Genomic DNA, 9,567 nt, shown 5'->3' with positions numbered 1-9,567 from the left:
TCGCCATCGGTGGGCCGGCGCTCGCAAGCTCGCTGGCCCTATACCTTACCTTACCTTTGATGCCAAACTCGCCGCGAAGCTGGAACTTCCAGCCATCAGCACCTTCGGCTTCGAGAAAAGGGTAAGGTGGAACGAGCCTCGGTGCGCCGGAACGAGCGCCGGCCCGTCTTAAGCGTCGCCAGCCGCACGTCTTAGCGCCGCGGCCAGTTCTTCGGCCGTCGCGAATCGTTTGTTCGGGTCGCGTACAAGACAGCGGGCCAAAGCGTTCTCCAAGCTCTCAGGCACATCGGGACAAAGTGAGCGCAGAGACACAGGCTGTGCTCCGTTCAATCGCCGTTCAACCACATCGATGAAGCTGCCGCCCTCGTAGGGTGGCTGCCCCGTAAGCAACGTGTATAACGCGGCGCCCAAGCTAAAAATGTCGGCGCCTTTTCCCACTTGCCGCCCCTCGCCAAAAAGCTGTTCGGGGGCCATATAGGCGGCCGTGCCAATCAGACCGTCATCGCCGCGGCCGGATATCGTTGTGAGCAGCGCGAGTCCAAAGTCGGCGACCTTGACGCGCCCGGACCGGTCGAGCAAAAGATTGCTCGGCTTCACGTCGCGATGGACGACGCCCTGCTGGTGCGCATAAGCCAGACCATCGGCCGCCTGGGCTGCCCACTCGAGGGCCTGAGCCGGTAACGCCGTCCCGTCCAGGCTCGAAAGATCGCCGCCATCCATCAGGTCAATGACCAGAAAACATCCGCCCTGGGAAGTGCGGCCGATGCCATGCACGCTGACGATATTGGGGTGCCGCAGTTTTACGAGAATGGCAGCTTCCCGGAAGAATAATTCGTCGACTCCCGGCTGACGCCACCAATGCTTGCGAAGCATTTTGACGGCGACATGCTTCTGTCGGGATTTCCACCACGCGCGATAGACCTTTCCGATGCCGCCGCTACCGAGGTGCGATTCGAGCACGAATTCGCGGTAGTCAAATTGCGGAAGATGCACCAAGTCAGGCGAAATCAACGGAGGGCGAGTGTCCATGGATGGCGCTTCCTCCGCTTCCTTTTGCAGCTCAAGATCGATCCGCGCAAATGCTGCGGTCAGCTCCGCTGCGAGCTCGGGAAAACGCTGCGTGAACTCATTTACATTCGGGCGCTTGCCCCAACGCTGCCGGACGCGATACTCCTCGGCGAGCAGGTCGAGCGGCGGGTTTTGTGCGTCGCCGATTCCCGGCAGCAGAACCAGATAATCTTCAGTCCCGCGGCGCAACGGCTCACGCGGCATTCCGTTTTCCGCGCCGACAGGCTCGCTTCGCCAGCGGTATTCCAGGTCGACGCGGACCAATTCGTGCAGGAGCTCGGCGCGGCGCGGGCCGGGGACCGTGTCGGCATCGGCAAAGGCGCGAATGTCAGGAACCTTGCCAGACTGCCACGCCGCTTCAAACGCCGCGACCGCGGCATCGAAACGATCGTCATCGCCGATGCTGGGCGCTTTCGATTGCGGCCGGTCAAGTAATGACATTTTCAACCCTCGCCCAGCATCCTTCGTTCCAGGTACGCTTGCAGCTCGTCGAGCATTCGTCTGACGGTGCGCTCCGATCGCCCGATGTCGGCGGCGATCTCGGCCAGGCTGTAATCGAGCAGGCGAAGCTCCAGAATGCGGCGTTTCACCGGCGACATCGCCGCCATGACCTGTTCCAGTTCATCGGCCACGGCAATGGCATGTTCCGGACGAGGAGAGCGCGAGAATTGCTCGTTGAGCGAAGCAGGATTCTCTTCGCGTCGCATCGCTCGTTTGTCCGCCTCGTGGTGTGCGACCTGGTGGCGGACCTTGTTGAGCGTGATGGCGACCAGCAGCCGCCAAAGATCGCCGCTCCGCCGCAAACGGAACTGCCCATCGCGAGCGCGGACGAAAAAACTGCGATAGGCCGACAGAACGACGTCCTCGGCATCGACTCTGCGGGCCACGCGCGGGGCGAGCCGCGTACGAGCGAACACCGTCAATCGGCTGACGTAGCGGCGAAACATCTCCTCGGCGGCCGATTGGTCGCCGTCCTGATACCTGGCCAGCAATTGTTCGGAAGGTTCGTCCATCGAATGGCGAGAAAACCGTGCCCTACTTCCGCCGTCATTCTACGCCCCGACCGCCTGCGAAAGAATCCAGCGGTCGGACGAAGAATTCTGTCCAAACGGCAGGTCGAAAACGCATTAACCCTTCGGGCAACCGTCTCTTGCTTGAGGACTAAAAAATGGCGTTTGTTGTGGCTCAGCCCTGCTTTGGCTGCAAGTATACCGATTGCGTGGTGGTTTGCCCGGTCGAGTGCTTTTATGAAGGCGAAAAGATGCTCTACATCCATCCGGACGAATGCACCGACTGCGGCGCCTGCGAGCCGGAATGCCCGGTGGAAGCGATCTTCTACGAGGATGCCGTGCCCGAAGCGTGGCGGGATTTCATCGCCCTGAACGCCGAAATGGCGCCGCAATGCCCGCAGATCACCCAGCGCAAGCAGCCGCTGGCAAAGCCGTCCGCCCACCCGTAGCCAAGGCGCGCAAAAGGATTACAATTGGCAACCGCGGCAGTTTCCCGCCTGCATTGCCGAGAGCAGGTCATGGTGTCTGATCAAGTCGCGGCGCTTCATGGGCCGGTCAGCGCGAACGGCTCACGGACCACCGCTTGGCCAGCCAACGACTTCTCGGCCAACTCGCGATTTGCTTCCAGGATGAGCTCGACGGCCTCCCGAAGGTTCTCTCTCGCTTCGTCGAGAGTTTTCCCCTGCGTGTTGGTTCCCGGCAGTTCTTGGACGAAGGCAATGAACCCCTCGGGCACTTCCATGAAAACGGCAGTGAGCTCCATTGGCGACCTCTGCCTTGGCTGCTATCGGCCCCTTTGAGATTCATTATGGCGGCCGAACCAATGGATGAAAAGGCAGAGACGATTATAATGAGCGCTTCAACGGAGGGACTATGATTCGCCGCAAACCGTCAGCAAGCGCAAAGGCGCGACGTCGTAAGGCGACTAATGATGCAAAAGGGGCCGACGCCATTGCCGATACGATCGCGTTGTTAGATCAGCTTGAGCCGCATTCGCCGAAAGCCAAGAGAATCGTCGCGATGCTGCGGAGCTGGCTGGCAGACGAGTCTGGCTACGATGAAGAGACGTGGCCCATGTTAAAAAAAGCACTCGACCGCGAGCGTTCACGGGTCGGTGCGCGAAAGCTGTTCGATGGTTGAAGTCGTCCTGCTCGACGCGGGCCCGTTGGGGTTGGTGTCGCATCCGCGGCCATCGATGGAAGCCGCCGCGTGGTTGGCTCAACTCGTCGTCGCGGGCATTGAGGTTCTGGTGCCCGAAATCGCCGACTACGAGGTTCGCCGCGAATTGCTGCGGGCAAACCGCACTCGTGGCATTGAACGGCTGAACGAGATGAAGGACGAACTTGGTTATCTGCCGATTACCACCGAGGCGATGCTGCGTGCCGCGGAGTTGTGGGCCGAGGCCCGGAGGCACGGCCGGCCGACCGCGGGCAACGAATCGTTGGACGCCGATGTCATTCTCGCCGCGCAGGCCGAAATGATCCGAGGCCGAGAAGTCCTGGTTGCTTCTACCAACCCCAAGCACATCAAGCGTTTCGTCCCCGCCGAGGATTGGCGCGACATTCAGCCATGAGCCCCGTAGCCAAGGCCGGCAAAAGGATTACAATGGATGGCTCAGTCGTTTCCCACCTTGATGGCCGCGAACGCCCGATTCACGCGCGCTGGCGGCTGGCATCCGCGCAGGAGATTTTTCCCTGAACCGACGCCCGTTTACCATCGGCCTGACAACCGTGTTTGCCCTGGTCTTGCTGCGGCTGACCCTCGGCTGGCACTTTTTCTACCAGGGCCTGGTCAAGCTCGAAGATCCGCAGTTTTCCTCGGCCGCTTTTCTCGGCCAGGCCAAGGGGCCGCTGGGCGACCTCTATCGCTCGCTGCTCGACGATTGGGACGGCCGCAAGACGCTCGCCAAAGAGAACCGCGACCAGCTCGTAAAGCGGTTCGACGAGTATCTGCAGAAGTTCAGGGACCTCTACAAACTGGGGCCGGAGCAGGCCGCGTCGGCCGAGCATATCGCCGCCGCCCGCAAAACCCAGACGCTGGATTTCCTGAAAGAGAACGAACAGGATCTCGACACCTACCTGCACGAGCTCGACCGGCTGGCGTCAGCCAAAGAATCGCCCTCCGGAGCGGCCAAACCGGCCGCCGCGGCGCCGGCCGAACCCGATCAGCGACCCAAGCCGAGCACCACTTGGTCGTTCCCGCCCTATCAGCAAAAACGGGTCTGGGACAAGCAAACGGAGCTGCAGGGGCAGTTCAAGGGCTGGCTCAAGGATCTCGACGGCTATTTCGCCGCCTTTCAGCAGGATCTCGAAAACTTACTCGACGACGAACAGCGCACCCGTGCCGAAAACAGCCGCCCGCTGGCCGGCCGGCCGACGCAGATCGAGCAAGTCGATAAGATCGTCAGTTACGGCGTGACGGCCATCGGCGTCTGCCTGCTGGCCGGCCTCTTCACCCGGCTGGCCAGCTTCGCCGGCGCGCTGTTTTTGCTGTCGATCGTGCTGGCCCAGCCCGATTGGCCAGGGCTTTATCCGGTGCCGCACCCGTCGGTCGGGCATTCGCTGTTCGTGAACAAGGAATTCGTCGAAATGATGGCGATGTTTGCCCTGGCCACGACGCATGTCGGCCGCTGGGGCGGACTCGATTTCTTCATCCACTATTGCTTCGTCCGGCCGCTGTTCGGCCGGAAGGAAGCGCCGCCCGCCAAGAGAGAAAAACGATGATGGACTTAACCCCCGAACAAAAAGCGATTGGCAAAGAGAACTTTCAGTCGGCCATCGGCGTCACGCGACGCGAGTTTTTAGAGGGCGCCGTGGCCGCCGGCGTGGTCTCCGGGGCCGGCCTCGGCGCGTTCTACTACGGCTATAAGAAGGTCGAAAACCCGGTGCGGATCGGCGTCATCGGCACCGGCGACGAAGGCAGCGTGCTGCTGGGCGCGCACACGCCCGACTATTTGAACGTAGTGGCCATCGCCGACATCCGGCCTTACAACATCCACCGCGCCTTTCACGGCGATCCGACCGCCCTGGCCGCCCGGCCGGGCCTGATGGCCAAGTACGGTTGGAAGAGCGAAGACGAAGCTCGCAAGCACGTCAAGGTCTATGGCGACGACTATCACGATCTGCTGAAGGATCCCGACGTCGAGGCGGTGGTCATCGCCCTGCCTTTGCACTTGCACGATGTGGTGGCCATCGAGGCCATGAAGGCCGACAAGCACGTGCTCACTGAGAAGCTGATGGGCTACAGCGTCGGCCGTTGCAAGACGATGGCCCGCGTGGCGAACCAGCTCAAAAAGCACCTGGCCACCGGGCACCAGCGGCACTATAGCATCCTGTATGACAACGCCGTCGACATGATCAAGCAGGGACTGCTCGGCACGCTGCACTCGATCCGCGCCCAGTGGCACCGCACCAAGGATAGCTGGTACGCCAAGCTGCCCGACGAAAGCATGGTCAAAGAACTGGCCGAGATGCAGAAGAAGCTGGCCGCGGCGGTCGACAAGAAAGACAACGCCCGTATCGAGGCCGTGAGCATGGCGATTTGCGATCTGGAATATCGCCTGATGGACAAGGACAAGGTCGACGCCGCCAAGTATGGCTATCTCTCCAAGACGCTCACGCAAGGCCCGCTGACCTATGAGGCTTCGCCGTTGGAGGAGCTGATCCGCTGGCGGTTGTGGCAGCGGACGGGCGGCGGCCTGATGGCCGAGTTGGGCAGCCACCAGCTCGACGCATCGGGAATTTTCTGCACGGCGATTCGCAAACCCGACGCCGACGGCATCGTCCACAAGGCGAGGCCGCTGAGCGTGAGCGCGGTGGGCGGCCGGCACTTGTACGAGCTGAATCGCGAGTGCGAAGACCACGTCTATTGCATGTACGAGTATCCCGGACCCGACTACGAGGCTGACCCGAACAAGAAGATCGTGGTCACTTATTCGTCGATCAACGGCAACGGCTTTGGCGGCTACGGCGAGGTGGTGATGGGCACCGAGGGCACGCTGGTGCTGGAGGTGGAAAAAGAGGTGATGCTCTATCCCAATACCGGCACCTCGACGCACATCAAGGTGGCCAAGGGCAAGGGCGACAAGCCGGTGATGTCGACCAGCGAGAGCGGCGCCGCCCCGGCCGCCGCGTTGGGCAAGAAGGCGTTGGAAACCGGGCCCGTCAGCCGCGGCTACACCGAAGAGATGGAGCACTTCGCCTGGTGCCTGCGGAATTTCGACTTCGAGCAGAACAAGCCCAAGTGTCATCCGGAGGTGGCCTTGGCCGACGCGGTGATCGCGCTGACCACCAATCAGGCCATCCGCAATCGCGAGCAGATTGTGTTCAAAGACGAGTGGTTCCAGATCGAGAGCGACGAAACGCCCGACGGCGAAAAGCCCGAAGTAGCGGTATAGGAGTCTGCTGATGACGGCGCGAGCGTGCGTGGTGGCGTTGTGTGAAATGGTCCACGGGCAAGAGAGCGATCTGTTCGCCCTGCTGACCGTCAAAGAATTGCTCGCCACGCGCGACGGCAAGCCCTACCACCGCGTCGGCTTTCGCGACGCGCGGCGCGAGGTCAGCTTTCCCATCTGGCAAGATTCGCCCTGGGCCGAGGATTGCAAGCAAAGCTGGACGCCCGGCATCTGCTATAAGCTGCGGGCCTTGTATCGCGAGACGAACTACGGCCCGCAGCTCGAAATCCGCAAGATTCGGGCTGTCAACGATGCCGACCGCCTCGACGGTTACGATCCGCAGATGTTTCTGCCGCGCTCGCGGTTCGACCCGGCACAAATGCTCGCCGAGCTGGAGCAGTTGGTGGAGGCCAAGGTCGGCGACGCCGGGCTGCGGCGGCTGACGCTGGCGATCTTGACCGAGAACCGCGAAAAGCTGCTCGCCTTGCCGGCCGCCACGCGGAACCACCATGCCTACGTGGGCGGCTGGCTGGAACACGTGCTGAGCGTGACACGCACCGCCGTTTATCTGGCCGAGAAGTACGACGACTATTACCCCGATCTTCAGCCGCGCTTGAACGGCTCGCTGGTGGTCGCGGGTGCGGTGCTGCACGACATCGGCAAGCTTTGCGAGTTGGAGTGGCAGGCGGAGGGCGCCGCGATGACGGCCTCGGGCGCCCTGATCGGCCACATTCTGCAAGGACGCGACCTGGTGCGCGAGGCCGCCGCGCGGCAGGCGGCGGCCGGGCAGCCGGTCGATGCCGAGCGGTTGCTGCGATTGGAGCACGTCATCGTCTCGCACCAGCGGTTGCCCGAATGGGGATCGCCCAAGCCGCCCATGACGCCCGAAGCACTGCTGGTCCACTACGCCGACGATTTGGACGCAAAGTATCAGATGTATTACGGCATTTTGCGCGACGATGCTTTGGCCGGGACGTTGACCTCGGCCAAAAACGTGCTCACCCAGCGGCTCTACCGCGGCCCGCGGGAGTCGTAGGATCTCTTTCAGGCCGATGTGTACTGTATCGGTTCGAGTCGCGTCATGTGCGCCAGCGAGACAGCTTCGTACCGTTCGATGACCGGCAACGACCTGTCGCTGGGCGGGAAGAAGACGAGTGCCTTCGATCGGTCGACCATCATCATTTCTGGATGGCGGATGTCATAAACCGCGCCGTCGCTGACGTGAATGTGAAACGGCTGAAACGGCCTTTGCCGCAACATCTCGACCAAGTCTTGCTGGTTCATATCGCCATTCTATACGACCGCGCACGGGGTATCAACGCGACGGCACGCGCCATTTGCGCGCAGTTCTTCTGGACTTATACGTCGCGCGGCCCAAAATGACGCTCATCACCCGCGAAAAAATTGCGGTGGCTGGGGCAGTAGCTGGCCGAGAGCGACCCGGCACTCACCGATACGCGCCGCCGGCCAGCGGATGCCCCGGTGGTGGCGCTACCGGGGCATCGCTTGGCCGTCGCGCTCTTGAAGGGCGCCGGCCGCTAACTGGCCAAGCTCTGTCCCAGCCACCGCTTTTCCTCGCCGCAGGATGTCTCATTCTGGGCCGCGCGAAGTATAGTTTGAGAGCGTGGCCTTGGGGCCGCTCACGTCCCCGGTATCCAATCCGTTCCCGCCAGCGGCACTTTCGCCATGGCGGCGGCCTCGATCGTGAGCGCGACGAGGTCTTCGCGCTCCAGGTGATGCACGTTCGACTTGCCGCAGGCACGGGCCAGCGTGGTCAGCTCCAGCGTGAGCACGTTCAGATAGTTGCGCAGTCGACGGGCGCCTTCTTCGGGCGAGAGACGCCGTTCGAGCAGCGGATCCTGCGTGGTAACGCCCACCGGGCAAAGGCCCGTGTGGCAATGATGGCAGAAGCCCGGTGCTATGCCCAACCGCTCGTAGTCGGCGGTCACGTCGATGCGCTGGTCGCCCTCCTGGTAATAGTCGCAGTTGCAGCCCAGCGCCATCAGCACGCCTTGCCCGATCGCCACGGCGTCGGCCCCCATCGCCAGGGCCTTGGCCACGTCGGCGCCCGTGCGAATGCCGCCGGAGATGATAAGCTGCACCTCGCCCACCAGCTTCATTTCTTCCAGCGCCTCGACGGCCTGGCGCAAGGCGGCCAGCGTGGGAATGCCGGCGTGCTCGATGAACACCTGCTGCGTGGCCGCCGTGCCGCCCTGCATGCCGTCGATCACCACCACGTCGGCGCCCGACTTGACGGCCAGCTTCACGTCGTTGCGCACGCGCGAGGCGCCCATCTTCACGTAGATCGGCACTTGCCAGTCGGTGATCTCGCGCAGCTCCAGCATCTTGATCGCCAGGTCGTCGGGGCCGGTCCAGTCGGGGTGCCGGCAGGCCGAACGCTGGTCGATGCCCGGCGGCAGCGTGCGCATCTCGGCCACGCGGTCGCTGATCTTTTGGCCGAGCAGCATGCCGCCCCCGCCCGGCTTCGCTCCCTGGCCGATCACCAACTCGATGGCGTCGGCTTGGCGCAGGTCGTCGGGGTTGAAGCCGTATCGCGAAGGGAGGCATTGATAGACCAGCGTTTTCGACGACTGCCGTTCTTCGGGCGTCATGCCGCCGTCGCCGGTGGTGGTGGAGGTGCCGACGGCCGTCGCCGCCCGGCCGATCGCCTCTTTGGAATGGGCCGACAGCGCGCCGAAACTCATGCCGGCGATCGTGATTGGAACCTCCAGCTCGATTGGCTTTTTGGCGTGCCGCGTGCCTAGCACCGTTTTGGTGAGGCAGCGCTCGCGATAGCCTTCCAGCGGATACCGCGACAGCGAGGCCGTGAGAAACACCAGGTCGTCGAACGTGGGCAAAGACCGCTTCGCGCCCAGGCCGCGGATCTCGTAAAGCCCGTGCTCGGCCGCGTGCTGGATGTAGTCGAGTACGTGACGGTTGTAGGAGTAGCTTTCTTCCAGGTCGCGGCGGTCGGGCATTTGAAAGGTTCAGGGTTCAGGGTTCAGGGTTCAGGGTTCAGGGTTCAGGGTTCAGGGTTCAGGGTTCAGGGTTCAGGGTTCAGGGTTCAGGGTTCAGGGTTCAGGGTTCAGGGTTCAG

General features: G+C 62.7%; 12 protein-coding genes. 7 read left to right on the top strand and 5 right to left on the bottom strand.

Annotated features, from left to right (window positions below):
* Nucleotides 1-168: 168 nt before the first annotated feature.
* A complete protein-coding gene (locus VNH11_19365) occupies nucleotides 169-1,029 on the bottom strand; it encodes a serine/threonine-protein kinase (GenBank protein ID HVA48533.1) in 861 nt (286 codons plus the stop codon).
* A gap of 24 nt (nucleotides 1,030-1,053) precedes the next feature.
* On the opposite strand from VNH11_19365, the gene VNH11_19360 reads away from it, so the two are divergent.
* A complete protein-coding gene (locus tag VNH11_19360; protein HVA48532.1) occupies nucleotides 1,054-1,503 on the top strand; it encodes a hypothetical protein in 450 nt (149 codons plus the stop codon).
* A gap of 8 nt (nucleotides 1,504-1,511) precedes the next feature.
* Here the strand turns inward: VNH11_19360 and VNH11_19355 are convergent, their stop codons facing one another.
* Nucleotides 1,512-2,081, bottom strand: a complete 570-nt coding sequence (locus VNH11_19355; protein ID HVA48531.1) for a sigma-70 family RNA polymerase sigma factor — start codon at nucleotides 2,079-2,081, stop codon at nucleotides 1,512-1,514.
* Between the two features lie 155 nt (nucleotides 2,082-2,236).
* Here VNH11_19355 and VNH11_19350 point away from each other — a divergent pair, with 155 nt between their 5' ends.
* Nucleotides 2,237-2,527, top strand: a complete 291-nt coding sequence (locus tag VNH11_19350; protein HVA48530.1) for a ferredoxin family protein — start codon at nucleotides 2,237-2,239, stop codon at nucleotides 2,525-2,527.
* A gap of 95 nt (nucleotides 2,528-2,622) precedes the next feature.
* On the opposite strand, the gene VNH11_19345 is transcribed toward VNH11_19350, so the two are convergent.
* Complete coding sequence (locus VNH11_19345) at nucleotides 2,623-2,841, bottom strand: type II toxin-antitoxin system HicB family antitoxin (protein HVA48529.1); 219 nt, start codon at nucleotides 2,839-2,841, stop codon at nucleotides 2,623-2,625.
* A gap of 110 nt (nucleotides 2,842-2,951) precedes the next feature.
* Between VNH11_19345 and VNH11_19340 the strand changes: the two genes are divergently transcribed.
* From VNH11_19340 to VNH11_19320, 5 genes are all read left to right on the top strand, one after another.
* Nucleotides 2,952-3,218: a hypothetical protein gene (locus tag VNH11_19340; GenBank protein HVA48528.1), complete on the top strand. Its 267-nt coding sequence runs from the start codon at nucleotides 2,952-2,954 to the stop codon at nucleotides 3,216-3,218.
* Nucleotides 3,211-3,651, top strand: coding sequence for a PIN domain-containing protein (locus VNH11_19335; protein HVA48527.1), 441 nt, complete (start codon nucleotides 3,211-3,213; stop codon nucleotides 3,649-3,651). Before VNH11_19340 ends, VNH11_19335 begins: the two co-directional genes overlap by 8 nt.
* 157 nt (nucleotides 3,652-3,808) lie before the next feature.
* Entirely contained in the window at nucleotides 3,809-4,801 is a 993-nt protein-coding gene (locus VNH11_19330) for a DoxX family protein (protein ID HVA48526.1), read from the top strand.
* Nucleotides 4,798-6,474: a Gfo/Idh/MocA family oxidoreductase gene (locus VNH11_19325; GenBank protein ID HVA48525.1), complete on the top strand. Its 1,677-nt coding sequence runs from the start codon at nucleotides 4,798-4,800 to the stop codon at nucleotides 6,472-6,474. Before VNH11_19330 ends, VNH11_19325 begins: the two co-directional genes overlap by 4 nt.
* A gap of 10 nt (nucleotides 6,475-6,484) precedes the next feature.
* Nucleotides 6,485-7,507, top strand: a complete 1,023-nt coding sequence (locus tag VNH11_19320; GenBank protein ID HVA48524.1) for an HD domain-containing protein — start codon at nucleotides 6,485-6,487, stop codon at nucleotides 7,505-7,507.
* Between the two features lie 8 nt (nucleotides 7,508-7,515).
* Here the strand turns inward: VNH11_19320 and VNH11_19315 are convergent, their stop codons facing one another.
* Nucleotides 7,516-7,755, bottom strand: a complete 240-nt coding sequence (locus tag VNH11_19315; protein ID HVA48523.1) for a hypothetical protein — start codon at nucleotides 7,753-7,755, stop codon at nucleotides 7,516-7,518.
* A gap of 356 nt (nucleotides 7,756-8,111) precedes the next feature.
* On the bottom strand, nucleotides 8,112-9,449 hold the full coding sequence (locus VNH11_19310; protein ID HVA48522.1) for an FMN-binding glutamate synthase family protein: 1,338 nt from the start codon (nucleotides 9,447-9,449) through the stop codon (nucleotides 8,112-8,114).
* Between the last annotated feature and the right edge of the window lie 118 nt (nucleotides 9,450-9,567).

Source organism: Pirellulales bacterium, from assembly GCA_035533075.1.
In the GTDB taxonomy this organism is placed as follows: domain Bacteria; phylum Planctomycetota; class Planctomycetia; order Pirellulales; family JAICIG01; genus DASSFG01.
Note: the sequence above shows the minus strand (reverse complement) of the source record. Positions and strands in the feature narration are given on the sequence as shown.

Bases quoted from the DNA above. Each gene is read 5' to 3' on its own strand.
- VNH11_19320 (HVA48524.1), top strand. From the start codon at position 6,485: ATGACGGCGCGAGCGTGCGTGGTGGCGTTGTGTGAAATGGTCCACGGG.
- VNH11_19310 (HVA48522.1), bottom strand. From the start codon at position 9,449: ATGCCCGACCGCCGCGACCTGGAAGAAAGCTACTCCTACAACCGTCAC.
- VNH11_19355 (HVA48531.1), bottom strand. From the start codon at position 2,081: ATGGACGAACCTTCCGAACAATTGCTGGCCAGGTATCAGGACGGCGAC.
- VNH11_19365 (HVA48533.1), bottom strand. From the start codon at position 1,029: ATGGACACTCGCCCTCCGTTGATTTCGCCTGACTTGGTGCATCTTCCG.
- VNH11_19340 (HVA48528.1), top strand. From the start codon at position 2,952: ATGATTCGCCGCAAACCGTCAGCAAGCGCAAAGGCGCGACGTCGTAAG.
- VNH11_19335 (HVA48527.1), top strand. From the start codon at position 3,211: ATGGTTGAAGTCGTCCTGCTCGACGCGGGCCCGTTGGGGTTGGTGTCG.
- VNH11_19345 (HVA48529.1), bottom strand. From the start codon at position 2,841: ATGGAGCTCACTGCCGTTTTCATGGAAGTGCCCGAGGGGTTCATTGCC.
- VNH11_19325 (HVA48525.1), top strand. From the start codon at position 4,798: ATGATGGACTTAACCCCCGAACAAAAAGCGATTGGCAAAGAGAACTTT.
- VNH11_19350 (HVA48530.1), top strand. From the start codon at position 2,237: ATGGCGTTTGTTGTGGCTCAGCCCTGCTTTGGCTGCAAGTATACCGAT.
- VNH11_19315 (HVA48523.1), bottom strand. From the start codon at position 7,755: ATGAACCAGCAAGACTTGGTCGAGATGTTGCGGCAAAGGCCGTTTCAG.